This is a genomic window from Pseudomonas sp. GW821-FHT07G10 (assembly GCF_059418545.1).
The window spans coordinates 140,133-165,368 of the sequence record NZ_JBWKQB010000007.1; the positions used below are offsets into that span (position 1 = coordinate 140,133).

Annotated in this window: 17 protein-coding genes and 1 tRNA gene; 14 read left to right on the forward strand and 4 right to left on the reverse strand. The window is 59.0% G+C overall.

From position 1 onward, the window contains the following. The first annotated feature begins 2 nt into the window (after positions 1 to 2). The 7 genes from infB to AC07O1_RS11505 all read left to right on the forward strand — a co-directional run bounded on the left by infB (position 3) and on the right by AC07O1_RS11505 (position 7,399). On the forward strand, positions 3 to 2,519 hold the full coding sequence (gene infB, locus AC07O1_RS11475) for a translation initiation factor IF-2 (protein ID WP_495088840.1): 2,517 nt from the start codon (positions 3 to 5) through the stop codon (positions 2,517 to 2,519). A gap of 159 nt (positions 2,520 to 2,678) precedes the next feature. Further along, positions 2,679 to 3,080: a 30S ribosome-binding factor RbfA gene (rbfA, locus tag AC07O1_RS11480; protein ID WP_495088841.1), complete on the forward strand. Its 402-nt coding sequence runs from the start codon at positions 2,679 to 2,681 to the stop codon at positions 3,078 to 3,080. 3 nt (positions 3,081 to 3,083) lie between these two features. Beyond that, on the forward strand, positions 3,084 to 4,001 hold the full coding sequence (gene truB, locus AC07O1_RS11485; RefSeq protein ID WP_495023352.1) for a tRNA pseudouridine(55) synthase TruB: 918 nt from the start codon (positions 3,084 to 3,086) through the stop codon (positions 3,999 to 4,001). Between the two features lie 117 nt (positions 4,002 to 4,118). Then, entirely contained in the window at positions 4,119 to 4,388 is a 270-nt protein-coding gene (gene rpsO, locus AC07O1_RS11490) for a 30S ribosomal protein S15 (protein WP_009042128.1), read from the forward strand. Between the two features lie 196 nt (positions 4,389 to 4,584). Next, positions 4,585 to 6,690 carry a polyribonucleotide nucleotidyltransferase gene (pnp, locus tag AC07O1_RS11495; RefSeq protein WP_494995341.1) on the forward strand — a complete coding sequence of 702 codons (2,106 nt, stop codon included), beginning with the start codon at positions 4,585 to 4,587 and terminating at the stop codon, positions 6,688 to 6,690. Positions 6,691 to 6,882: 192 nt separating this feature from the next. After that, positions 6,883 to 6,958 (forward strand) — tRNA-Thr (locus AC07O1_RS11500). A gap of 135 nt (positions 6,959 to 7,093) precedes the next feature. Continuing rightward, positions 7,094 to 7,399 (forward strand): DUF6388 family protein, encoded by a 306-nt coding sequence (locus AC07O1_RS11505; protein ID WP_494995340.1) that lies wholly within the window; start codon positions 7,094 to 7,096, stop codon positions 7,397 to 7,399. Between the two features lie 39 nt (positions 7,400 to 7,438). Here the strand turns inward: AC07O1_RS11505 and nadC are convergent, their stop codons facing one another. Beyond that, a complete protein-coding gene (gene nadC, locus AC07O1_RS11510) occupies positions 7,439 to 8,287 on the reverse strand; it encodes a carboxylating nicotinate-nucleotide diphosphorylase (protein ID WP_495023351.1) in 849 nt (282 codons plus the stop codon). Between the two features lie 363 nt (positions 8,288 to 8,650). On the opposite strand from nadC, the gene AC07O1_RS11515 reads away from it, so the two are divergent. From AC07O1_RS11515 to AC07O1_RS11530, 4 genes are all read left to right on the forward strand, one after another. Next, on the forward strand, positions 8,651 to 10,570 hold the full coding sequence (locus tag AC07O1_RS11515) for a DUF1631 domain-containing protein (protein ID WP_495088842.1): 1,920 nt from the start codon (positions 8,651 to 8,653) through the stop codon (positions 10,568 to 10,570). A gap of 62 nt (positions 10,571 to 10,632) precedes the next feature. Next, positions 10,633 to 11,193: a 1,6-anhydro-N-acetylmuramyl-L-alanine amidase AmpD gene (gene ampD, locus AC07O1_RS11520; protein WP_494995389.1), complete on the forward strand. Its 561-nt coding sequence runs from the start codon at positions 10,633 to 10,635 to the stop codon at positions 11,191 to 11,193. After that, on the forward strand, positions 11,190 to 12,026 hold the full coding sequence (gene ampE / locus AC07O1_RS11525) for a regulatory signaling modulator protein AmpE (protein ID WP_495023349.1): 837 nt from the start codon (positions 11,190 to 11,192) through the stop codon (positions 12,024 to 12,026). Before ampD ends, ampE begins: the two co-directional genes overlap by 4 nt. A gap of 1,545 nt (positions 12,027 to 13,571) precedes the next feature. Next, positions 13,572 to 14,276: a methyl-accepting chemotaxis protein gene (locus AC07O1_RS11530; protein WP_495088854.1), complete on the forward strand. Its 705-nt coding sequence runs from the start codon at positions 13,572 to 13,574 to the stop codon at positions 14,274 to 14,276. 75 nt (positions 14,277 to 14,351) lie between these two features. On the opposite strand, the gene AC07O1_RS11535 is transcribed toward AC07O1_RS11530, so the two are convergent. Next, positions 14,352 to 15,140 carry a TatD family hydrolase gene (locus AC07O1_RS11535; RefSeq protein WP_495088843.1) on the reverse strand — a complete coding sequence of 263 codons (789 nt, stop codon included), beginning with the start codon at positions 15,138 to 15,140 and terminating at the stop codon, positions 14,352 to 14,354. Positions 15,141 to 15,142: 2 nt separating this feature from the next. Beyond that, the gene (cra, locus tag AC07O1_RS11540) at positions 15,143 to 16,138 is read right to left on the reverse strand and encodes a catabolite repressor/activator (protein WP_495023347.1); all 996 of its coding nucleotides are present in this window, start codon (positions 16,136 to 16,138) and stop codon (positions 15,143 to 15,145) included. 295 nt (positions 16,139 to 16,433) lie between these two features. On the opposite strand from cra, the gene ptsP reads away from it, so the two are divergent. Genes ptsP through AC07O1_RS11555 form a run of 3 tightly spaced genes read left to right on the forward strand, consistent with a single transcriptional unit; the run spans position 16,434 to position 21,981 of the window. Then, on the forward strand, positions 16,434 to 19,295 hold the full coding sequence (ptsP, locus tag AC07O1_RS11545) for a phosphoenolpyruvate--protein phosphotransferase (RefSeq protein WP_495010221.1): 2,862 nt from the start codon (positions 16,434 to 16,436) through the stop codon (positions 19,293 to 19,295). Continuing rightward, the gene (gene pfkB / locus AC07O1_RS11550; protein WP_494995333.1) at positions 19,295 to 20,236 is read left to right on the forward strand and encodes a 1-phosphofructokinase; all 942 of its coding nucleotides are present in this window, start codon (positions 19,295 to 19,297) and stop codon (positions 20,234 to 20,236) included. Before ptsP ends, pfkB begins: the two co-directional genes overlap by 1 nt. Before the next feature lie 11 nt (positions 20,237 to 20,247). After that, a complete protein-coding gene (locus AC07O1_RS11555; protein WP_495088844.1) occupies positions 20,248 to 21,981 on the forward strand; it encodes a PTS fructose-like transporter subunit IIB in 1,734 nt (577 codons plus the stop codon). Positions 21,982 to 22,189: 208 nt separating this feature from the next. Here the strand turns inward: AC07O1_RS11555 and AC07O1_RS11560 are convergent, their stop codons facing one another. Then, positions 22,190 to 24,718 carry a PepSY domain-containing protein gene (locus AC07O1_RS11560; protein WP_495088855.1) on the reverse strand — a complete coding sequence of 843 codons (2,529 nt, stop codon included), beginning with the start codon at positions 24,716 to 24,718 and terminating at the stop codon, positions 22,190 to 22,192. Between the last annotated feature and the right edge of the window lie 518 nt (positions 24,719 to 25,236).

Below are 25,236 nucleotides of genomic sequence, written 5' to 3' on the forward strand. Positions count from 1 at the left end.
GCATGACGCAAGTCACGGTGAAACAACTGGCCGATGAGGTCAAAACACCGGTAGAGCGCCTGTTGCAGCAGATGCGTGAGGCAGGTCTGCCGCACACCGCCGCCGAGCAAGATGTGACCGACAGTGAGAAGCAGGCTCTGCTGACTCACTTGAAAAGCAGCCACAAGGCGAAAGTGGAAGAACCGCGCAAGATCACTTTGCAGCGCAAAACCACCAGCACCCTGCGTGTTGCTGGCAGTAAAAGCATCAGCGTTGAAGTGCGCAAGAAGAAAGTCTTCGTACAGCGCAGCCCGGAAGAAATCGAAGCCGAGCGCAAACGCGAACTGGAAGAACGTCGCGCAGTAGAAAATGCTGCTCGCCAAAAGGCTGAAGAAGAAGCCAAGCGTCGCGCCGAAGAAGAAGCGCGTCGCCAGCCTGCTCCTGTGCAAGTGTCTGCAAATGACGCTGTTGTAGTGGCGCCTGCTGCTTTCGTCGCCCCAGTGCAAGAGGCCCCTGTAGTGGCTGCTGCACCGGCTGTCGACGCTCGCAAGCGAGATGAGCAACGTCGCCCGGACAAACCACGCAGTGATGACAGCAGTCGTCGCGGCGATGGCGAGCGCAAGAGCAATGCTCCGCATCGTGCAACCGTTAAAGAGAAGGCTCCGGCTCCACGCGTTGCCCCTCGTACTACCGACGAAGAAAGCGATGGCTTCCGTCGTGGTGGTCGCGGCAAGGCCAAGCTGAAGAAGCGCAATGCCCACGGCTTCCAGAGCCCAACCGGCCCTGTGATTCGTGACGTCCAAATCGGCGAGACCATCACTGTGGGCGATTTGGCCGCGCAGATGTCGGTCAAGGCTGCCGAAGTCATCAAGTTCATGTTCAAGATGGGCACTCCGGCGACCATCAATCAGGTACTCGATCAGGAAACTGCTCAGCTGGTTGCTGAAGAACTGGGCCACAAAGTGACCCTGGTCAGCGACACCGCCCTGGAAGACTCCCTGGCAGAATCGCTGAAGTTCGAAGGTGAGACGTTCTCCCGTGCGCCAGTCGTGACCGTAATGGGCCACGTTGACCATGGTAAAACCTCGCTGCTCGACTACATCCGTCGTGCCAAGGTAGCTGCTGGCGAAGCCGGTGGTATCACCCAGCACATCGGTGCTTACCACGTTGAAACCGATCGCGGCATGGTCACTTTCCTCGACACCCCTGGTCACGCCGCGTTTACCGCAATGCGTGCTCGTGGTGCCAAGGCGACCGACATCGTGATCCTGGTAGTTGCGGCGGACGACGGCGTAATGCCGCAGACCATCGAAGCTGTTCAGCACGCCAAGGCCGCCGGTGTTCCGCTGGTTGTGGCTGTGAACAAAATCGACAAGCCGGGTGCCGATCTCGATCGCATTCGTAGCGAACTGTCCGTCCACGGTGTTACGTCCGAAGAATGGGGTGGCGATACTCCGTTCGTTTCAGTCTCCGCGAAAATGGGTACTGGCGTTGACGACCTGCTGGAAGCAGTCCTGCTGCAAGCCGAGGTTCTCGAACTGATGGCAACCCCGTCCGCTCCTGGTCGTGGCGTTGTGGTTGAATCGCGTCTCGACAAGGGTCGTGGTCCGGTTGCAACCGTTCTGGTTTCTGACGGTACACTGCGTCAAGGCGACATGGTCCTGGTCGGTTCGAACTTCGGTCGTATCCGGGCGATGCTTGACGAAAACGGCAAGCCGATCAAAGAAGCCGGCCCGTCGATCCCGGTCGAAATTCTCGGTCTGGATGGCACGCCGGAAGCTGGCGACGAGCTGAGCGTAATGACTGACGAGAAGAAGGCGCGCGAAGTCGCCCTGTTCCGTCAAGGCAAGTTCCGCGAAGTCAAACTGGCTCGTGCTCACGCAGGCAAGCTGGAAAATATCTTCGAGAACATGGGCCAGGAAGAGAAGAAGACGCTTAACATCGTCCTCAAGTCCGACGTCCGTGGTTCGCTGGAAGCTCTGCAGGGCGCCCTTGGCGGCCTGGGTAACGATGAAGTGCAAGTGCGCGTAGTCGGTGGCGGTGTCGGTGGTATCACCGAGAGCGACGCCAACCTGGCACTGGCCTCCAACGCTGTACTGTTCGGCTTCAACGTGCGTGCCGATGCCGGCGCTCGCAAGATCGTCGAACAGGAAGGTCTGGATATGCGTTACTACAACGTGATCTACGACATCATCGAAGACGTCAAGAAAGCCCTCACCGGTATGCTTGGCAGCGACGTTCGGGAGAACATCCTGGGTATCGCTGAAGTCCGCGACGTGTTCCGTTCGCCGAAGTTTGGCGCGATCGCCGGTTGTATGGTTATCGAAGGTGTTGTGCACCGTAACCGTCCAATCCGTGTACTGCGTGAAGACATCGTTATCTTCGAAGGCGAGCTGGAATCCCTGCGCCGCTTCAAGGATGACGCTTCCGAAGTACGTGCCGGCATGGAATGCGGTATCGGCGTGAAGAGCTACAACGACGTCAAGGTCGGTGACAAGATCGAAGTCTTCGAGAAGGTTCAGGTTGCTCGCAGCCTCTAACTCGCGCACTTCAAGAGCCGTGATGGGCAGCCGCATGCAAATGCACGGCGCATCACCCGGACTCTAAACGCAACGCCCGGTCTGGCTTCTGTCAGGCCGGGCGTTTGCCGCTTTCAGACCACACGGGTTTCACCGTGAGGCAGTAACAGGTAACAATACATGGCAAAAGAATACAGCCGTACCCAACGTATCGGCGATCAGATGCAGCGTGAGCTGGCACAGCTGATCCGTCGTGAAGTCAAAGACCCGCGCGTCGGCCTGGTCACCATTACCGCTGTTGAAGTCAGCCGTGACGTCGGTCACGCCAAGATCTTCATCACCGTGATGGGGCAGGACAGCGCCGACGACATCGCTCAAAGCATCAAGGTGCTGAACTCGGCCGCCGGTTTCCTGCGTATGCAACTGGCTCGTGAGATGAAGCTGCGCAGCGTTCCACAGCTGCACTTCCACTACGACGAAAGCGTCGTGCGTGGCGCTCATCTGTCGGCATTGATCGAACGCGCAGTGGCTGAAGACAGTCAGCACCTGGTTGCGGCTGAACCCGAAGACGCCAAGGAGTAATCGGTGGCTCAGGTCAAACGTATCCGTCGTAACGTCAGCGGCATCATCCTGCTCGACAAACCGTTGGGGTTCACCTCCAATGCAGCGCTGCAGAAAGTCCGTTGGTTGCTCAATGCCGAGAAGGCCGGGCATACCGGCAGCCTGGACCCGCTCGCCACTGGCGTGCTGCCGTTGTGCTTCGGTGAAGCCACCAAGTTCTCGCAATATTTGCTCGATTCGGACAAGGCTTATGAAACCTTGATGCAATTGGGCAAGACCACCACCACGGCGGACGCCGAAGGTGAGGTTTTGCAGACACGGGAAGTGACCGTCGGTCGCGCCGATATTGAAGCGGTTTTACCGAATTTTCGCGGTCAAATCAGTCAGATACCACCGATGTACTCAGCTCTCAAGCGTGATGGCCAGCCGCTTTACAAGTTGGCCCGTGCAGGTGAAGTGGTGGAGCGCGAAGCGCGTTCTGTTACTATTGCGCGCTTGGAATTGCTTGCGTTCGAGGGCGATACTGCCCGGCTTGCAGTGGATTGCAGCAAAGGCACTTATATCCGGACCCTTGTGGAGGATATTGGTGAGCAACTCGGTTGTGGCGCTTACGTTGCTCAATTGCGACGTACCCAGGCCGGTCCTTTCAGCCTGGCCCAGACGGTTACGCTGGAAGAGCTGGAAGCAGTACATGCCGAAGGCGGCAATGAGGCGGTTGACCGCTTCCTGATGCCATCGGACAGCGGCCTGCTGGATTGGCCACTGTTGCAGTTCTCGGAGCACAGCTCGTTCTACTGGCTTAACGGCCAGCCGGTACGAGCCCCGGATGCACCGAAGTTCGGCATGGTACGGGTACAGGATCATAACGGTCGCTTCATCGGTATCGGTGAAGTGAGCGAAGACGGGCGTATCGCGCCTCGTCGACTGATTCGGTCAGAATGACCGGACGAGGGTGGCTGTTAACAGGCACGGTCACTACTCATTTATAGATACAGGGATTTGTCCCTGGCCTGTTGAAGCTGTTTCTTTGAAACAGTTTCCTGATAAAAGGATTGCCTCATGGCTCTCAGCGTTGAAGAAAAAGCTCAAATCGTTACCGACTACCAGCAAGCTGTTGGTGATACCGGTTCGCCAGAAGTGCAAGTTGCACTGCTGACCGCCAACATCAACAAACTGCAAGGTCACTTCAAGGCCAACGGTAAAGACCACCACTCCCGTCGTGGTCTGATCCGCATGGTAAACCAGCGTCGTAAGCTGCTGGACTACCTGAAAGGCAAAGACCTGAGCCGTTACAGCGCTCTGATCGGTCGCCTGGGTCTGCGTCGCTAATAAGCGATTGCGCTAGAGGTTGGTTGTCTGTCGTGCGTCAGCGGGTTTCCCGCAGGCGCATGGCAGGCTCCCAGCCTCAAGTTTTATCTGGACAGTAGTTTTATCTGGACAATACAAGTCGGGCCGATTCCCGGCGTTGCCCAAGAATTTCGCAAGAAACCAGTTCCCCCAAGAGCCACAAAGAAGGTAGGACACCGTGAACCCGGTAATCAAAAAATTCCAGTTCGGTCAGTCGACCGTTACCCTCGAGACTGGCCGTATCGCCCGTCAGGCCTCCGGCGCAGTATTGGTCACCGTTGACGACGACGTCAGCGTATTGGTGACTGTAGTCGGTGCCAAGCAAGCCGATCCAGGCAAGGGCTTCTTCCCTCTGTCTGTTCACTACCAGGAAAAGACTTACGCTGCCGGTAAGATCCCTGGCGGTTTCTTCAAGCGCGAAGGCCGTCCTTCCGAGAAAGAAACCCTGACTTCCCGACTGATCGACCGTCCGATCCGTCCTCTGTTCCCGGAAGGCTTCATGAACGAAGTGCAGGTTGTCTGCACTGTCGTTTCCACCAGCAAGAAAACCGATCCGGACATCGCTGCGATGATCGGTACTTCGGCTGCGCTGGCAATCTCCGGCATTCCTTTCGATGGTCCGATCGGCGCTGCCCGCGTTGCGTTCCACGAAAGCACCGGCTACCTGCTGAACCCGACTTACGAACAACTGAAAGCATCGAGCCTGGACATGGTCGTTGCCGGTACTTCGGAAGCGGTATTGATGGTTGAATCGGAAGCCAAAGAGCTGACCGAAGACCAGATGCTGGGTGCGGTATTGTTCGCCCACGACGAATTCCAGGTGGTGATCAACGCTGTCAAAGAGCTGGCCGCCGAAGCTGCCAAGCCAACGTGGACCTGGGCTCCTCAGCCAGAAGCCACCGCACTGCTGGGCGCTATCCGTGCCGAGTTCGGCGAAGCGATCTCCCAGGCTTACACCATCACCGTCAAGGCCGACCGTTATGCTCGCCTGGGTGAACTGAAAGACCAGGTTGTTGCCAAGCTGTCCGGTGAAGAAGGCCAGCCTTCGTCCAGCGAAGTCAAAGCTGCTTTCGGTGAAATCGAATACCGCACCGTTCGCGAAAACATCGTTAACGGCAAGCCACGTATCGACGGCCGCGACACCCGCACCGTACGTCCGCTGAACATCGAAGTCGGTGTTCTGCCGAAGACCCACGGTTCGGCACTGTTCACCCGTGGTGAAACCCAGGCTCTGGTAGTCGCGACTCTGGGTACCGCCCGTGACGCACAGCTGCTGGACACCCTGGAAGGCGAGAAAAAAGACCCCTTCATGCTGCACTACAACTTCCCTCCGTTCTCGGTGGGCGAGTGTGGTCGCATGGGTGGCGCTGGTCGTCGCGAAATCGGTCACGGCCGTCTGGCCCGCCGTTCGGTTCAGGCCATGCTGCCAGCCGCTGACGTGTTCCCGTACACCATCCGTGTGGTATCGGAAATCACCGAGTCCAACGGTTCCAGCTCCATGGCTTCGGTCTGCGGCGCTTCCCTGGCGCTGATGGACGCTGGCGTGCCGATGAAGGCGCCGGTTGCCGGTATCGCCATGGGTCTGGTTAAGGAAGGCGAGAAGTTTGCCGTCCTGACCGACATCCTGGGTGACGAAGATCACCTGGGCGACATGGACTTCAAAGTAGCCGGTACCTCCAAAGGTGTTACCGCGCTGCAGATGGACATCAAGATCAAGGGCATCACCGAAGAAATCATGGAAATCGCTCTGGGCCAAGCCCTGGAAGCGCGCCTGAATATCCTCGGTCAGATGAACCAGATCATTGGCCAGTCGCGTACCGAGCTGTCGGAAAACGCTCCGACCATGATCGCGATGAAAATCGACACCGACAAAATCCGTGATGTCATCGGTAAAGGCGGCGCGACCATTCGTGCGATCTGTGAAGAGACCAAGGCTTCGATCGACATCGAAGACGACGGCTCGATCAAGATCTTCGGCGAAACCAAGGAAGCCGCTGAAGCCGCTCGTCAGCGCGTTCTGGGTATCACCGCTGAGGCCGAGATCGGCAAGATCTACGTGGGTAAGGTCGAGCGCATCGTCGACTTCGGCGCATTCGTCAACATCCTGCCGGGCAAGGACGGTCTGGTTCACATCTCCATGTTGAGCGATGCTCGCGTTGAGAAAGTGACCGACATCCTGAAAGAAGGTCAGGAAGTGGAAGTACTGGTACTGGACGTGGACAACCGCGGCCGTATCAAGTTGTCCATCAAAGACGTAGCAGCTGCCAAGGCTTCGGGCGTTTAATACTCCCTTCGCTTGATCGCTGAACACGCAAACGCCCCGACTGGTTCGGGGCGTTTTGCTGTGTGCAGGAAACGTAGCCGCTGCCGAACCCAGGCTCCGCAAGCTGCTACAGAGGGTTGCGCGCAAGTCTGTAGAAATTCAGATACGCAGTAAGTTGCCTGACCTGAAAGTCAGTGCTAGGTTTAGCCCACCGCCCGTGTAGCTCAGCCGGTAGAGCAGCGCACTCGTAACGCGAAGGTCGCAGGTTCGATTCCTGTCTCGGGCACCAGGCACCACCTGTTTTCAGATGATCCCGAATGGTTCTGAAGGCCAGATAAACCGGATTGCACGCGGTTTTTTCTGCGTCAGAGAGATCCTTGATGATCCAGATCCATCTTCCATTCCCCAGATCAGAGAGAACGAAATGACCATTAAAGAACTGACACAAGAAGCCCGGCACGAAGAGGCCCTCAAGAAATACATTCTTGATGCGCCCGAGTTGATGGACGAGATCAAAGACTTGAGCGCTGACGATCAGAAAGATCAGATTCAGTGGGCGTTCGAGGACGAGGCTGAAGCGCAGGGCTTGCAGCCCTGGGAGCTGACGCTCAAGTACACCTCAACGCCGGAAGAATACGAAGCGACACGCCTTGCATTGCACAAGGAAGCGGCCGAAGTGTTGGGCGTCGCGTGGGAAGAATACTGCGAGATGAACAATCTGGTGGTTTGATGCCAGCGCCAGCCTCATTGAGGCTGGCGTTTTGCTACATCAGAGACTCAAGCGCATCGACAGGTCCACGGCCTTCACATCCTTGGTGATTGTACCGATAGAAATGTAATCCACGCCGGTTTCGGCGATTGGGCGCAAGGTGCTTTCGCTGATCCCGCCGCTTGCCTCGAGTTTGGCTTTGCCAGCGTTAAGGCGCACAGCTTCGCGCATGTCGTCGTGGCTGAGTTCGTCCAGCATGATGATGTCGGCACCGGCAGCGAGTGCTTCTTTCAGTTCCGCAAGACTTTCCACCTCTATCTCTACCGGTTTGCCCGGGGCGATCCTGTGCGCAGCAGTGATTGCCTGGGCGATGCCCCCGCAAGCGGCGATATGGTTTTCCTTGATCAGGAACGCGTCATACAGGCCGATGCGATGGTTGTGGCAACCACCGCAGGTCACCGCGTATTTCTGTGCCAGACGCAGACCAGGCAGGGTCTTGCGGGTATCCAGCAGCTTTACCTGGGTGTCGGCAACCTGGTCGGCGAAGTATTGCGCGCGGGTGGCGACCCCGGACAGCAATTGCAGGAAGTTCAGCGCGCTGCGTTCACCGCTGAGCAGCGAGCGAGCAGGGCCTTCGAGGTGGAACAGCGCCTGATTGGGGCTGACGCGCTCGCCATCACGCACCTGCCAGTGCACCGCGACCCGCGGGTCCAGTTGCCGAAATACCGAGTCGACCCAGGCGGTACCGCTGATGACGGCCGTGTCGCGCGTGATGATGGTGGCTTTGGCCAGGCGTCCGGTCGGGATCAGTTGTGCGGTGATGTCACCGCTGCCTATGTCTTCAAGCAACGCACGGCGCACGTTGGCTTCGATTTCGGCGGTCAGGTCGGCGAGACGTAGATTCGGCATAACGGGCTCCACAAACAAAGTGGCCCGATTATAGGGCCATGCCGTGAGCTAACCCAAGGCGACATACACCTTCACTTCGCTCTGAACCCTGCATTTGGTCGCTTCAGCTAAGCCGTCAGGTTCGGGCGAGGGACGAGTTTGAGGGGCTGCTTCAAAATGAAGTGCAGGGTCTGCTGGCACAAGTGGCATCTTTTACCAGATAATCTGCCTTGTAATTGACGTCATGGCTTTGACGTCGCTGTGTTCTTTCGATCGATGAATTGCCGCGCAGTGCATCCGTACCCGCCCCAAACCGGGCCGCGCGCGTTGCAGGCTGCCGATCATTTACACAGAACCGAAGGATGACCGTTTCAGGAGGCTTGGATGCACAATGACGGGAAGGTAGTGCCTTTGCACAAGGCTGCTACTGATCAGGCGACTCACTCGCCGCTCGCCCGCCTGCCAGTCATTCTGCTCCAGGTTCGCGACAAAGCCGCGCAGCAACTCAAGCATGGCCTGCAAGCGTTGTTCGATAACGCCTATGACACCTTGTTCGAAATGGCTGACCGAGCTCAGAACAATGTTGACCAGAGCACGTTCTTCGAAGCCATGCGCGATTTGCGTCTCAAGCGAAAAAGCATTGAGCGTGGCTTTCTCGAGAAATTTTTCGAGGCCTTTGCCGGCCTCGCTCAGTACGACATAACGCAAATGTCGTTTCCCCGGTCGGTGCTTTGCGACCCATTGCTACAGGCTCCCAACGACGAGCTGGAACGAACCGTAGCGTTGGAGGCCATGGTCGCCAAGGCGCTCAGTCGTGACGGCTTTGCCCTGGGCCAATTGACCGCGCGTTTGAGTGCGTTGCTCGGCAAGCGTCTCGATGATCAGCACAACCCGATGGGGCCGGCCATGCTCTGCGAGCATTTCCTGGAGGCCTGGTGCAATCTGGGTGTGGAGACCAAGGTCAAGTTGATCATTCTCAAGCTGTTCGAGAAGTATGTGCTCAGCGATGGTGACCAGCTCTATGCTGAAGCCAATCAATTGTTGATAGTCACCGGCGTACTGCCCGAACTCAAGGCCGCTCCCACCCGCCGGGCTTCCGAGCGGGCGGCCGTCAACGCTGGTGCCATGCAAACCGACCCTGGCACGGCCAAATCCAGCGGCGCACAGATCGACGATGGGGTGCAGGAGGTTTTCGCGGCGTTGCAGGAACTGCTTTTACACGTCAGAGGCAGCGTTGCACCGACCTTCGAAGTCAGTGCGCAGACTCAGCCTATTTCGACCCGGGATTTGTTGCGCCTGCTCTCGCATCTACAGCAGTACGTACCAGAGCCTAGTGCTCAGGATGATTTCGATCTGCGTAATCAGCTTGAGCAATTGCTGACCCGAGTCAGCGTCAAAAGCGGCAAGTCCAGGGTCGTCGACGTGGCTGATGAGGATGTGATCAACCTGATTGCGATGCTTTTCGAGTTCATCCTCGGTGATCGCAATTTGCCCGATTCGCTCAAGGCGCTAATCGGCCGCTTGCAGATCCCGATGCTGAAAGTCGCGGTGCTGGACAAGAGTTTTTTCAGTCGCGGCAATCATCCGGCCCGGCGCCTGCTCAATGAAATTGCCGCCGCCGCGGTGGGCTGGGGCGAGTGCGATGACTACCAGCGCGACAGTCTGTACCTGCGTATCGAGCAGCTCGTGCAGCGGCTGTTGAATGACTTTGTCGATGACCCGGCGATCTTCTCCGAGCTATTGGCCGATTTTCTGGCCTTCACCGCTGACGAACGCCGTCGCAGCGAATTGCTGGAGCAGTGCACCCGTGATGCCGAAGAAGGCCGCGCCAAAATGCAACTGGCCCACCAGTGTGTCGAACAGGAGCTGAATCAGCGGCTGTCGGGCCAGGAGCTTGAGAAGAGCCCGGCTATTGTGGGCAATGATGATTTGCCGACGATGGTTGAGGTAGTCCAGAAGATTGTTCTGAGGACCGCCGACGAGGGGCCTGTCGACGTTGCCGCTGTGCGCCTGGGCAAGGATGACGCGGGCCTGCTTGAGGTTAATCAGCTGCGTCCGGGGTGTTGGGTCGAATTCCAGGAAGACGATGAAAACACGGCTCGATGCAAACTGGTAGCGATCATCCAGCCATCCGGCAAGTACATTTTTGTCAACCGTACCGGCATGAAAGTACTGGAGCGAACCCGCACCGCGCTGGCGCTGGAGTTCCACTGCGGGGCTGTTCGAAAACTGGATGACACCTTGTTGTTCGACCGGGCGCTGGAGTCGGTGCTTGGTAACTTGCGTCGACTCAATCGCAAGTGATCGCAACCTGAGTGCTGATCGCGGCATACTGGGCCATCAAAGTCGTTGTTCAAGGAATCTGTATGCAGTTGGACCCCGCTAGCGGTTGGTGTCAGGGCGTGCGTCATTGTCCGTCGCCAAACTTCAATGCGCGCCCCACAGGCGAGATTTCCCTGCTGGTGATCCACAACATCAGTCTGCCGCCAGCGCAGTTCGCGACGGGTAAAGTGCAGGAGTTTTTCCAGAATCGCCTGGATGTCACGGAGCACCCTTATTTTGCAGGGATAGCCGATCTGCGCGTGTCTGCGCATTTTTTGATCGAACGTGACGGTGCGATCACTCAGTTTGTCTCCTGTCTTGAGCGTGCCTGGCACGCGGGTGTCTCACGCTTCGATGAGCGGGAAGGGTGCAATGATTTTTCTTTGGGCATCGAATTGGAAGGTACTGACGAGTTGCCATTCACCGATGCTCAATATCAGGCGTTGATTGCCTTGACCCGGCAGTTGCAGAGCGCCTACACGGCGATCACTGTGCAGCGCATCTGCGGCCATAGTGATATTGCTCCCGGGCGAAAAACCGATCCGGGGCCGGCTTTCGACTGGGTACGCTTTCGTGCAGCCTTGGATAAAGGGGACGAACAATGAGTTTTCTGGTGTTGCTGCTGGCGGTCTGGGTCGAAAAATTCTCGGCCTTGCGTCATCAGGTACAGCGCGACAGTGGATGGTTACGCGAGTTGGCCAAGCTTGAGGCCAGTCCGCGACTGACGAACCGACCCTGGTTAGTGCTAGCGCTGCTGGTTTTACTGCCGGTTACGGTGCTGGGATTAGGGCTGGTGGTGCTGGAACCGGTGTTCTACGGTTTGTTGGCGTTACCCGTTCATCTGTTAGTGGTGATTTACAGCCTGGGACGCGGCGACTTGTTGGGTGCTCTGGGGCCGTTTCGCGATGCCTGGCGTCGTGAGGACCTGCAAGCAGCGGCTCATGTTGCCAAGCGTGACCTGGATATTTGCGCTGACAGCGGCGAACAGTTGCTTGGGCGGGTTCAAGGACACTTGCTGTGGGAGGCCTATCAGAGCTTTTTTGCGGTGATTTTCTGGTACTTTCTGCTCGGTCCGGTCGCAGCGTTGAGCTATCGCTTGCTGGCATTAGCGGCTGAGCACGGGAAAAATCCGGCGCTGGCCGAGCGCGCCGAGCAATTGCGTCATGCCTTCGATTGGTTGCCGGTGCGATTGTTGGCAGCAAGCTTTGCGCTGGTGGGCAACTTTGTTGCGGTCAGCCGGGTGATGTTGCATGAGTTGCTCAACTGGAACATCAGTGCCGCGCAGTTGCTGGAGAAAGTCGGCCTGGGGGCTGGCGAGATCCCGGCACCAATGGTCGGCGCGGATGGTATTACCAGTCTGGACCGGTTATGGGAACTGCTGCTCCGGGCTGCGGTGCTTTGGTATGCCGGCTTTGCACTCTGGACTGTGTTTCTCTGAGACGTGCACAAAACCTGAGGTGAGAAAAACATTGCGGCGAGAGGGCTTTGCCCCTCGCCACAAAGGAGCTTCCCCGTTCACCAGACCGATACTCACGCGGTTAACTTTAAGTTACAAAACCTCCCTTTGATTTGAGCTATACAGACGTAGCGCCGAATAGTGGCTATCTGCTGTCTTCGCGTGCCTGCCAATAAAAATAAAAGAAAAGGGAGACTTTCAGTGAAGAGCTTGCTCTATCCCGCTGTAGCGCTGATGAACCGCCTGAGCTTCGGTATGAAGTTCAGCCTGATCAGTGTTCTGTTTTTCCTGCCGATGCTGGTGACCAACTTCTATCTGGTCCGCGACTCCTATCGCGAATTCCAGGGCACCCAGGTCGAATTGCAAAGTCTTGACCTGTTGGGCAGCAGCCTTACGCTACGGCGTGATCTGGAAACCCTGAATAACCTGGTGCAGATCAACGTCAACCTTGGCCAGTCCGGCAAAGCGGGGGATGTCGAGCCGAAGATCAGCGTCCTTGAACAGAGCGTCCTGGAACGCATGAAGGGGCTGGCGGCTGTGACCATCGACCCCGGGCAGATCAGCGTTTTCGATGGCAAGCGCGATGAAATGATTACGGCCTTCAAGGCTCAGCAAGCCGAAAACTCTTTGCAAAGCAAAAGCGCGTTGATCGGCAAGTTGCTCGGCAGTGCGCAAGTGTTCAGCCAGATTATCGCCAGCCAGTCCGGCTTGAGCCGCGACAATCAAAGTGACATGCGCCAATTGAGTGAGTTGATCACTGGGGTCACCCCGCAAGTCACGCAAATCCTGGGCGAAGGCCGGGCCATAGGCAGCTATTCGCTGGGGCAGGGTTTCCTCAATTCGTCGTCGAGCACTCGTTTCGATGAGCTGTTACAGCAGATTGAAAAGCTCCAGGCCGAGTATGGCTTGAAGCTGCAGGATGCTTTGGGCTCGAGCAAAGCGGCCCACGACACTCTGGACCCATTGGCCAGCGCCAGCAGAGCGACGCTCAAGCAAGGTAGCGAACTGTTCGAAGAGCAGGTGGTGATGGCCGATACCCTCGATGCTCCCTGGCAAGCTTTTTACGATCATGTCAGCGGATTAATGGCGCAGACCTACCAACTCAATGAGGCCACGTTGAAGTTCCTTGGTGCGCAATTGCAGCAGCGTCTGGAGCAGAACCGCACGCAGATGGTGGCGTTGGTGGTTGCACTGGCCGCGGTGTTTTTATTGATCGTTTACCTCTATGGCGGTTTCTACGCTTCGACCCGCACTACCCTCAAACGCCTGGGAGCGGTGATGGATAAGGTCGCGGCGGGGGACATGACTGTCACTTTCACCGCCCACAGTCGCGACGAGTTGGGTGAATTGGGCAATGTGTTCAACGGTACCGTGGCGAAAATCCATGACCTGATCGAACTGGTGGGCAAGACCGTCAATGAAGTCGAGCGTCAGGCCGGTCAGGTTGAATCGGTATCGGCTCGCAGCAATCAGGCCGTCGCCGGTCAGCGCAGCCAGATTGAACAGGTTGCCACGGCCATGAATCAGATGTCGGCGACTGCCCAGGAAGTGGCCCGTAGCGCAGCAGCGGCGGTCAGTAGCGCCCACAGCGTCAACGACGAAACGGTCAGCGGCCGTGGTTTGGTGGTGTCTCAGCAGGGCAGCATTGCTCAGTTGGCCGGTGAGATTGACCAGTCAGTGTTGGTAATCAATCAGTTGGCCAGTGACAGCCAATCCATCAGCCGTGTACTTGAAGTGATCAAAAGCATTGCCGAGCAGACCAACCTGTTGGCGCTCAATGCGGCCATTGAGGCTGCGCGTGCCGGTGAACAGGGGCGCGGTTTTGCTGTGGTGGCCGATGAGGTCCGGACATTGGCCAAGCGTACTCAGCAATCGACTGAAGAAATCGAGCAAATGATTGCCAGGTTGCACAGCGGTGTCGGCGCAGCGGTGAAAGCCATGGGTGTTAGCCATCAGATGGCCAATGGAACGGTCAGCCAGTCGGAAAAGGTTCAGCAGGCGCTGGAAAACATCCTTGGAGCAGTAGGGATGATCGTCGATCAGAACCAACAGATCGCAGCAGCAGTCGAGCAACAAACCGCAGTGGCCCACGATATCGATCAAAACATTGTCGAGATCAACCGCGCCGGCGAGCGCACCGCTGAAGGTGCGCACCAGACCGAAGATGCCAGCCGTCAGCTTTCCGCGCAGGTGGTGCAGTTGAAGGCGTTGATCAGCGCGTTCCGGGTTTGAGGTCGGCAGCCATCATTGAGTGGGCAGCTTCCAGGCCATGCGGCGAGTGAGCATGACCCTGTAGGCTGCCAAGGCCTATTGCGACTGATTCCAGTTGAACAAATCACAGGCGTTGGCAGTGCTCGCCGCCGCCAGTTGCTGGGGGCTGATGGCCATGATTTCGGCCAGCGCCGAACAGATCGCCGGTAAGTGCTGCGGGCTGTTGCGCTGGCCTGGATACATGGCGGGCGCCATATCCGGCGAATCGGTTTCCAGCACGACGGCATCCAGCGGTAAGCCTTTGATGACTTTGTGCATGCGCTGCGCCTGCGGCCAGGTCGCGGCGCCGCCCAAGCCCAGTTTGAAACCGAGTTTGATGTATTCGCGGGCCTCTTCCGGACTGCCGGCAAAGGCATGGATGATGCCCGCGCGCTTCAAGCGAAAACGTTTGAGGGTCGCGATCGTGGTCGCATGGCTACGGCGGACATGCAGCAGCGCCGGTAACTGGAAATCTGCCGCCAGTTGTAACTGCGCTTCAAACAGCGCTTGTTGCCGTTCGCGGTCGAGATGTTCGAGAAAATAATCGAGACCGATCTCTCCCACCGCACACAGCTGCGGATGGCCAGCCAGACGGGTCAGCCAGTCGCCAAGCTCGGTCAGGTCCGCCGGGCAATGCTCATCGAGGTACGCCGGATGCAAGCCGAATGCGGCATGCAGGTCCGGGTCGCTTTGCACCAGATCCCATACCCGCTGCCAATTTCGCTGATAAACCCCCAGCACCACCATTCGTCGCACCCCGAGGATGCGGCTGTCAGCCAGCAGCGCTTGGCGATCTTCGTCGAAATCCGGAAAGTCCAGATGGGTATGGCTGTCGATCAGCTCCACGTTCACGCCTCGTGAATACGCTGCTTGAAGGTCCGCGCGATGGCCAGGACACCCGGTTGGTAGTGTTGTTCTTCAATCGCCGCCAACGCCAGTTGCAGCGCTTTGTCCGCGATCAGTTGATGTTGCTGGGCCATGGCGTTCACCGGCAGCGGCAGGAAGTCCAGCAACTGGGTGTCGCCGAACGTACCGAGGCGCAGCGGTCGGGATTTGAGCGGGAAGTCATGCAGCGCATCGAACACGCCCTGGAGCAGCACATAGGAGGTGGTCACCAGCGCATCCGGTAAGTGGCCGAGGCGTTGTAGTAACTCCTCCATCAGCTGTCGTCCGCAATCGCGACTGAAGGCTTCGCCGTGCTCGATCAGGATCTTGCCGTCAAATCCGGACAAGGCCTGCTTGAAGCCTGCTGCACGTTCCTGGCTGATGCTCAGCTCGGGACGCGCACCGATGAGCACGATCTGCCGAGGTGCGGGTTGCAACAGACTGCGGGTGAGTTGCAAGCTGGCTTCTTGATCATCGCTGATCACCGAGCAGAAATGCTCGGGCTCCATGACCCGGTCGATGGCAATGATCGGCAGGCCCTTGGCCTGCAACTGGCGATAGCTGTCATCATCGGGCGGCAGGCAGCTGGCGACGAACAATGCATCGCAACGTCGGGCGCGGAATAATTGCAGCAATTGTCGCTCGCTGTCTGGCGCATCGTCGGAACTGGCAATCAATAACTGATAGCCGCGTGCGCGGGCACCTTGTTCGAGCAATTTGGCGATCCTGGCATAACTGGGGTTTTCCAGGTCGGGCAGGATGAAACCCAAGGTACGCGTATGCCGGCTGCGTAGCCCGGCCGCTTGTGGGTTAGGCGTGAAGCCATGTTGTTCGACCACCGCCTGCACACGCTCGACGGTGCTGCGGCTGATCCGTTGTTGTTCGGCCTTGCCGTTGATGACATAGCTGGCGGTGGTGACAGACACACCGGCCAGTTGGGCGATATCACTGAGTTTCAACCCGGGATTTCCTTGTTGTTTTGGAGCTTGCCCCGACATTTTGTCCAATCGTAACCGAAATGAGGGGGCGACCATCGTCGCAACTGCGACCGACAGATAGGGCTTCAAGGATGAGCGATTATCGAGTAACGTGCCAAACATTCTAGATTAAACGTTTCAGCAAGCGTGTTTTCAGGGGTATAAAGGAGTTGGGCCGGTTCTGCCGAGAAGCCGCCCGAGGCTGTTCTGACAATAAGCCTAAGCTGATTCATTCAAAACAATACCTAGCGCGAACTTGCGCTAAATAGGAGAAAGCATGCTCGAGCTCACCATAGAGCAGATATCCATGGGCCAGTCGGCTGTGGATAAGTCCGCGGCACTGCACCTGCTTGCCGAACATCTTGTCGCTGATGGCCTGGTCGAAGAGGGTTACCTCGGCGGTTTGCAGGCGCGGGAAGCCCAGGGCTCGACCTTTCTCGGTCAAGGTATTGCGATCCCCCATGGCACCCCTGAAACCCGCGATAAGGTGTTCACCACCGGTGTGCGCCTGTTGCAGTTCCCGGAAGGGGTGGACTGGGGTGATGGCCAGATCGTCTATCTGGCGATCGGCATTGCCGCCAAATCCGATGAGCACCTGCACCTGTTGCAATTACTCACCCGCGCCCTGGGTGAAACCGATCTGGGCCAGGCCCTGCGCCGCGCCAGTTCCGCCGAGGCCCTGTTGAAGCTGCTGCAAGGTGCGCCGCAAGAGTTGGCGCTGGATGCGCAGATGATCGGGTTGGGCGTGCCCGCCGAAGATTTCGAAGAGCTGGTTTGGCGTGGCGCGCGTTTGCTGCGTCAGGCCGACTGTGTGAGCAATGGTTTTTCCGCAGTACTGCAACAGGTTGAAGCACTGCCGCTGGGCGACGGCCTGTGGTGGTTGCACAGCGAACAGACGGTCAAGCGTCCAGGCCTGGCCTTCGTCACGCCGGACAAGCCGATCCGCTACCTCGGCCAACCGCTGAGCGGTCTGTTCTGTCTGGCCAGCCTGGGTGAAGCCCACCAAGCCTTGCTCGAACGCCTTTGCGCGTTGCTGATTGAAGGTCGCGGTCATGAGTTGGGACGAGCTACCAGCAGCCGCGCGGTCCTGGAAGTGCTCGGTGGCGAATTGCCGGCGGACTGGCCGAGCGCCCGGATCGCCTTGGCCAATGCCCACGGCTTGCATGCGCGTCCGGCAAAGATTCTGGCGCAACTGGCGAAAAGCTTTGAAGGCGAGATACGCGTGCGGATCGTCGACGGCAAGGACAGTGCGGTGTCGGTGAAGAGCCTGAGCAAGTTGCTCAGCCTCGGCGCCCATCGTGGCCAGGTGCTGGAGTTTATCGCTGAACCAAACATCGCTGCCGATGCCTTGCCCGCGTTGCTGGCGGCCATCGAAGAAGGACTTGGCGAAGAAGTCGAGCCGTTGCCGGCGGTCAGCGCACCGCGTGAAATCGTCGCTGAAGTGGAGCCGGTGCTGGTAGTTCCGGCCTCGGGCAGTCTGATTCAGGCGATAGCCGCCGCACCCGGGATTGCCATCGGTCCGGCCCACATTCATGTACTGCAGCCCATCGATTACCCGTTGCGTGGTGAGTCCGCCGCCATTGAACGTGAGCGTCTGAAACAGGCGCTGGCCGATGTCCGTGGTGACATCGAAGGGCTGATTCAGCGCAGCAAGGCCAAGGCTATCCGCGAGATTTTCATTACTCACCAGGAAATGCTCGACGATCCGGAGCTGACCGACGAAGTCGACACTCGCCTCAAGCAAGGTGAAAGCGCCGAGGCTGCATGGATGGCGGTGGTCGAGGCAGCGGCCAAACAACAGGAATCGCTGCATGATGCGCTGCTGGCCGAGCGTGCGGCGGACTTGCGAGATGTCGGTCGCCGGGTGCTGGCGCAGCTGTGTGGCGTCGAAACCCGGGTCGAACCTGAGCAACCGTACATTCTGGTGATGGATGAGGTCGGCCCCTCGGATGTGGCGCGTCTCGATCCAGCGCGGGTTGCCGGGATTCTTACCGCTCGTGGTGGCGCCACCGCCCACAGTGCGATTGTCGCGCGGGCGCTGGGCATTCCAGCGCTGGTCGGTGCCGGCGCTGCGGTATTGCTGCTGGCGCCGGGCACGCCCCTGTTGCTCGACGGTCAGCGTGGCCGCCTGCATGTGGACGCCGATGCCGCGACATTGCAGCGCGCCACCGTAGAGCGCGATACCCGCGAGCAACGTCTGCAAGCCGCAGCGGCCCAGCGCCACGAACCGGCGTTGACCACCGATGGCCACGCCGTTGAAGTGTTCGCCAATATCGGTGAAAGCGCAGGTGTCGTCAGTGCCGTGGAGCAGGGCGCCGAAGGCATTGGCTTGCTGCGCACCGAACTGATTTTCATGGCCCACACGCAAGCGCCGGATGAGGCGACCCAGGAAACCGAATACCGCCGTGTGCTCGATGGTTTGGCCGGCCGGCCTTTAGTGGTGCGTACCCTGGATGTTGGCGGTGACAAACCGCTGCCTTACTGGCCGATCGCCAAGGAAGAAAACCCTTTCCTCGGTGTTCGCGGCATTCGTCTGACTCTGCAACGTCCGCAGATCATGGAAGCCCAGTTGCGCGCCTTGCTGCGCGCCGCTGATAACCGGCCGCTGCGGATCATGTTCCCGATGGTCGGCAGCGTCGATGAGTGGCGCCAGGCCAGGGACATGACCGAGCGCCTGCGTCTGGAAATCCCGGTGGCCGATCTACAATTGGGGATCATGATCGAAGTGCCGTCGGCGGCGTTGCTCGCTCCGGTATTGGCCAGGGAAGTGGATTTCTTCAGCGTCGGTACCAATGACCTGACCCAATACACCCTGGCCATCGACCGCGGCCATCCGACGTTGTCGGCCCAGGCCGATGGCTTGCACCCAGCCGTGTTGCAACTGATCGACATCACCGTGCGTGCGGCCCATGCCCATGGCAAATGGGTCGGCGTGTGTGGAGAGCTGGCGGCTGATCCGTTGGCCGTACCAGTGCTGGTGGGGCTTGGCGTGGATGAACTGAGTGTCTCGGCGCGCAGTATTGCCGAGGTCAAGGCGCGGGTTCGCGAGCTCGGTTTGAGCCAGGCAAAAATCCTTGCTCAGCAGGCGTTGGCCGTGGGCAGCGCCAATGAAGTGCGTGCTTTAGTGGAGGCACTGTAATGGCTAAGATTCTTACCCTTACCCTGAACCCGGCGCTGGACCTCACCGTCCAGTTGGCCTGCCTGGAACCCGGTCAGGTCAACCGCAGTGATGCCATGCACACCCACGCCGCCGGCAAGGGTGTGAACGTGGCGCAGGTGCTGGCCGATCTCGGGCATCAGCTGACCGTCAGCGGTTTCCTCGGCGAAGACAATCTACAGGCCTTCGAAACCCTGTTTGCCCGGCGTGGTTTTGTCGATGCGTTCATTCGCGTGCCCGGAGAAACCCGCAGCAATATCAAACTGGCTGAAAGCAATGGGCGTATCACCGACTTGAATGGGCCGGGCCCGCTGGTCAGTGAAGCCGCTCAACAGGCGCTGCTTGATCGTCTCGATCAGATCGCCGTCGGGCATGATGCGGTGGTGGTCGCTGGCAGTCTGCCGCAGGGCGTCAGTGCGCAGTGGTTGCAGACGTTGCTGATCCGCCTGAAAAATCTCGGCTTGAAAGTTGCCCTGGACACCAGCGGCGAAGCCTTGCGTGCAGGGCTCGCGGCAGGTCCATGGCTGGTCAAGCCCAATACTGAAGAGCTGGCCCAAGTGCTGGATTATCCGGTCGTGTCGGTGGCTGCGCAAACCGAGGCGGCAAGCCGGTTAAGGGCGCAAGGTGTCGAGCATGTGGTGATTTCCCAAGGTGCCGACGGTGTGAACTGGTTCAGCGTCGGTTGTGCCTTGCAGGCACTGCCACCGAAGGTCCGAGTCGCCAGTACCGTCGGTGCTGGCGATTCATTGCTGGCGGGGATGCTGCACGGTTTGCTCAGTGCTCATACCCCTGAACATACCTTGCGCACGGCCACCGCGATTGCCGCCATGGCCGTTACCCAGATCGGTTTTGGAATCAACGATGCTGCGCAACTGGCGCAGCTCGAACAGGGTGTTCGTATTCATCCCCTGACAGAACAATAAGAGGGTTCGTAATGAAGTTAGCCATTGTTACTGCCTGCCCGAATGGCATGGTCACCAGTGTGCTCTGCGCGCGTTTGCTCGACGCAGCGGCGCAACGCCAGGGTTGGAGCACCAGCGTCGAAGTGCATGACGCTGCGCATCCGGAACGCCAGTTGTCGGCCGCGACCATCGAAGCTGCTGAGTGGGTGCTGGTGGTCAGCAGCGCGCCGGTGGATATGTTGCGCTTTGTTGGCAAGCGAGTGTTTCAGAGCTCGCCGGCTCAAGCGCTGCAAGACGTCGAAGCGGTATTGCGACGCGGTGCCGAGGAGGCGCAGGTCTATGCCGCGCCCGACGTGGTTGCCACGCCGGCCGCCGTTGGCAAACGCGCGCCACGGCTGGTCGCAGTGACCGCTTGCCCGACCGGCGTCGCTCACACCTTTATGGCGGCCGAAGCATTGCAGCAAGCGGCCAAGCGCCTGGGCTATGACCTGCTGGTGGAAACCCAGGGCTCGGTCGGTGCACGTAACCCCTTGAGCGCAGCGGCGATTGCCGACGCCGATGTGGTATTGCTGGCGGCGGATATCGAAGTCGCCACTGAGCGTTTTGCCGGCAAGAGGATTTACCGCTGCGGCACGGGCATCGCCTTGAAACAGGCCGAAGCCACGCTGAATAAAGCGTTGGCCGAGGGGCAGCAGGAAAGTGCTTCGACCGGCACCAAAGGTCCGGCCAAGCAAGAAAAAACCGGTGCCTACAAGCACCTTCTGACCGGTGTGTCGTTCATGTTGCCGATGGTGGTGGCCGGCGGGTTGATGATCGCCTTGTCATTTGTCTTCGGTATCACGGCGTTCAAAGAGCCAGGGACCCTGGCCGCGGCGCTGATGCAGATCGGTGGCGAGAGCGCATTCAAGCTGATGGTGCCGCTGCTTGCCGGTTACATCGCCTACTCGATCGCCGACCGTCCGGGCCTGGCGCCGGGGATGATTGGCGGTCTGTTGGCCAGTACCCTGGGGGCGGGTTTTATCGGTGGGATCATTGCCGGTTTTATCGCCGGTTATGCCGCGCAAGCGATCAATCGCTGGGCGCGCTTGCCGCAAAGTCTCGAAGCGTTGAAGCCAATCCTGATCATCCCGTTGCTGGCGAGCCTGTTCACGGGGCTGGTGATGATCTACGTGGTGGGTAAACCGGTTGCCGGGTTGCTTGAAGGGCTGACTCACTTCCTCGACAGCATGGGTACGACCAACGCGATTCTGCTCGGTGTGTTGCTCGGCGGCATGATGTGCGTTGACCTTGGTGGGCCGATCAACAAAGCCGCTTATGCGTTCTCGGTGGGCCTGCTGGCATCGCAAAGTTATGCACCGATGGCCACCACCATGGCTGCCGGTATGGTGCCGCCGATTGGTATGGGCATCGCTACGTTCATCGCCCGCCGCAAGTTTGCCCAGGCCGAGCGTGAAGCCGGCAAAGCGGCATTTGTGCTCGGCCTGTGCTTTATCTCCGAAGGGGCGATCCCGTTTGCCGCCAAGGACCCGTTGCGGGTGATCCCGGCGAGCATCGCCGGCGGTGCGTTGACTGGCGCAATGTCGATGTACTTCAGCTGCAAGCTGATGGCGCCGCACGGTGGGCTGTTCGTTATGCTGATCCCGAATGCAATCAACCATGCGTTGTTGTATCTCTTGGCGATTGTCGCCGGGAGTTTGCTGACGGCGGTGACGTATGCGCTGATCAAGCGGCCTGAGGTGGTTGAGTTGGTTCTGGAGCCGGCATAAGCCTGATGCCTGTAGGAAGCAGGGGGGCGCCTAGCTGTTGCCTGCGATAAGGTCAACGCGGTCTAGCTGGCGCACCGCGTTATGATCGTTCCCACGCTCTGCGTGGGAATGCCGCTCTGGACGCTCTGCGTCTGCTTTGGATGTGACGCGCAGCGGCACGGGATGCATTCCCACGCGGGAGCGCGGGAGCGATCAGTTACTCGGTGTATCAGTACACATCCCGTCGATAACGCCCTTGCTCGATCAGCTTCTCAACCTCTTGAGCCCCCAGCATGTCATTGAGCACCTGATCCACACCCGCCGCCATCCCTTGCAGGCTGCCGCAGATATAAATGGCCGCACCATCGGCCAGCCACTTTTTCAACTCTTCGGCTGCGTCGCGCAGTCGATCCTGCACATAGATCTTCTCTTGCTGATCCCGCGAGAACGCCAGGTCCAGGCGCGCCAGATCGCGGCATGCCAGCCATTCGTGCAGCTCGTCCCGGCAATGGAAGTCATGCTCGGCATTACGCTCACCGAACAACAACCAGTTGCGTTGCTGACCATCGGCGATGCGTGCTTTGAGCAGGCTGCGCAGCCCCGCCAGGCCGGTGCCGTTGCCTAGCAGGATTAGCGGTCGTGGTTCTGCGGGAAGATGGAAACCGCTGTTGCGCCGCACCCGCAGGCTGATGGCAGAACCCAGCGGCGCGTGTTCGGTCAGCCAGCCGGAGCCGATGCCCAGACTGCCATCGGCGTGACGCTCCTGACGCACAATCAGTTCCAGTAGGCCGTCGCTGGCGATCGAGGCAATCGAGTATTCGCGCATGGCCAACGGCACCAGGGCATCGACCAATGCCTGGGCTTGCAGACCGACCAGATGAACACGATTGTCGGGCAACTGGCGACCTGCCAGGGCCTGGGCCAGGGTTTCCTGCAAGCCGTCGAGCTGGACTGGAGCTGTCGCAGGCAGGCTCATCCCACTGAGAAAATGCTCGACTGCAGCACCGCTGTTGCGCGGCAGGATTTCCACCAGATCGCCGGCCAGCCAACTGCTGGCGGTTGGCGCGGTCAGCCCCAGCAAATACACGCCTGAGCCACTGCTGTCAGGGTTGAGTAGCCTGCGCTGGCTCAGTGTCCAGTTGTCGAAACTCGGTGCTTTCCAGGTGTCCACCGGGGTATGCCCGGTCAGTTGACCGAGTTGCTGTTGCCAGTGCAGCAGGGCGTAGGGGTCGCCGCTGTCGACTTCAATCGGGGCGAACAGCGTGGCGCCGCCATGTTCTGCGAGCCAGGCGTGCAGACGTCGGGCAAAGCCACAGAAGTGCTGATACTGCCGATCACCGAGACCCAGCACCGTGTAATTGAGGTTGTTTAGTGTCAACGCCTGTCCGAGCACTTTGCGTTCGAAGCCTCGGGCGCTGTCCGGTGCTTCACCGTCGCCGAAAGTACTGACCACGAACAACGCGTGGTTTGACTCTCGCAAATGCTGTTCGCTGACATCCGCCAATGGCTGCACCTTGACCGGCACCCCGGCGGCCTGCAATTGGCCGGCGGTTTGCCACGCCAGCTGTTCGGCAAAACCGCTTTGGCTGGCGAAACCGATCAGCCAGGCCGGTGCATCGCTATTATTTTGACCCAGGCCATTGCGGGCGTCTTTTACCTGGCGTTTCTTGCGTCGACGATCCAGGTACAACAGCCAGCCGGTGACAAAGAACAGCGGCATGGTCAGGGCGGCGAGGGTCAGCACAATGCGCCCCACAATCCCGAAGTAACTGCCGACATGCAGCGCGTAAATACTGGTCAGCAGTTGTGCCTTGAAGCTTTTGTCGGCATAGCGATCATGCCGGCTGACAGCGCCATTGGCCGGATCGAGCATGATCTGGTTCAGCGCACGATCATGGGGCGAGTTCTTCAGCAGGTAAAACACCGTGGCCGGTTGTCCGGCCATTGGCGGCATGCGGATGTTGTAGGCACTCAAGCCTGGGCCGGCAGTGCTGTAGATGCTGCTCCACATCGCGCGGTAATCGGCGGTCGGTGCCGGGCCGGACGGCGGTGCGCCTCGGCCACCTTTACGCATCTGACTATCGGGAGAATCCGAGAGCAGCTTGTTCAGGCCTTTGTTGTACCACTCATAGGACCAGGACAATCCGGTCAATGCCGCCAGCAGATAGAAAATCAGGCACCAGGTACCGGCCACCGAATGCAGGTCCCAATTGAAGCTGCGGCCTTTTTTTGCCCAGTCGAAGGTCAGCCAGGCGCGCCAGCTTGCGACCTGACGCGGCCAGCGCAGATAGAGGCCAGACAGGCAGAAGAAAATCAGAATCAGCGTGCAGGCGCCGGTGATTTGCCGGCCGGTATCGCCCATCGCCAGGAAGCGGTGCAGCTGCAGCATCAGGCTGAAGAAGTCCTGACCTGTAGCATCGCCCATGAAGTCGCCGGTGTAGGGGTCGAAGTAGCGCATCTGTCCGCGACGCTCGCCGGGCGGCGGGGTGAAGAACACCCGCGCGGCGTTACCGCTGTCGGTTTCGACCCAGAGCATCGAGACCTTTTTGCCTTCAGCGGCCTCGATTTTCTCCACCAGTTCGGCAGGCGGCAGCACACCGGCCAGCGGCTTCCCGACCTGCAAGACCTGTGGGTTCAGTGCCCGCAGGATCTCGTCCTGAAACGACACCGCCGCACCGGTAATGCCCATCAAGGCCAGCACCAGCCCGGCACTGATGCCGAAGAACCAATGCAGCTGGAACAGGGTTTTCTTCAACACGTCGACCGCCTTGTTCATCTGAAACTGTTTGTTCAAGAAAAATTCACGGCGTGCATTATGCCGTGAGTTGTCGAGAAACATTCCTCTTTACATGCAAAAGCCCCGCTCATCGTGATGAGCGGGGCCTGGCGACTTCACATGTGAATCAGAATTCATGAGAGTGGCAGGCTCAGTGCTGTTGAGCGCGAGCGATCCGCAGATCCAGGCGTTGGCCACGGATTATCAGCAGCGGGCAGTCGAGTTGGCATAAGAAGTTAGATCGTTCCCACGCTCCCGCGTGGGAACGCAGCCTGTGACGCTCTGCGTCACATTGGACGCAGAGCGTCCATGGAGTCATTCCTACGCAGAGCGTGGGAACGATCAGCGGTGTCTAGTCCTGAAACAGGTGTAAACCTTATTCAGGACGAGACACGGCACACAAAAAAGCCCATGACACGACATAGATCGTTCCCACGCTCCCGCGTGGGAACGCAGCCTGTGACGCTCTGCGTCACATTGGACGCAGAGCGTCCATGGAG

Coding starts and splice junctions, on each gene's coding strand:
- ptsP (WP_495010221.1), top strand. CDS start 16,434: ATGCTCGAGCTCACCATAGAGCAGATATCCATGGGCCAGTCGGCTGTG.
- AC07O1_RS11530 (WP_495088854.1), top strand. CDS start 13,572: ATGTCGGCGACTGCCCAGGAAGTGGCCCGTAGCGCAGCAGCGGCGGTC.
- AC07O1_RS11555 (WP_495088844.1), top strand. CDS start 20,248: ATGAAGTTAGCCATTGTTACTGCCTGCCCGAATGGCATGGTCACCAGT.
- ampE (WP_495023349.1), top strand. CDS start 11,190: ATGAGTTTTCTGGTGTTGCTGCTGGCGGTCTGGGTCGAAAAATTCTCG.
- rpsO (WP_009042128.1), top strand. CDS start 4,119: ATGGCTCTCAGCGTTGAAGAAAAAGCTCAAATCGTTACCGACTACCAG.
- nadC (WP_495023351.1), bottom strand. CDS start 8,287: ATGCCGAATCTACGTCTCGCCGACCTGACCGCCGAAATCGAAGCCAAC.
- ampD (WP_494995389.1), top strand. CDS start 10,633: ATGCAGTTGGACCCCGCTAGCGGTTGGTGTCAGGGCGTGCGTCATTGT.
- infB (WP_495088840.1), top strand. CDS start 3: ATGACGCAAGTCACGGTGAAACAACTGGCCGATGAGGTCAAAACACCG.
- rbfA (WP_495088841.1), top strand. CDS start 2,679: ATGGCAAAAGAATACAGCCGTACCCAACGTATCGGCGATCAGATGCAG.
- AC07O1_RS11505 (WP_494995340.1), top strand. CDS start 7,094: ATGACCATTAAAGAACTGACACAAGAAGCCCGGCACGAAGAGGCCCTC.
- pfkB (WP_494995333.1), top strand. CDS start 19,295: ATGGCTAAGATTCTTACCCTTACCCTGAACCCGGCGCTGGACCTCACC.
- AC07O1_RS11515 (WP_495088842.1), top strand. CDS start 8,651: ATGCACAATGACGGGAAGGTAGTGCCTTTGCACAAGGCTGCTACTGAT.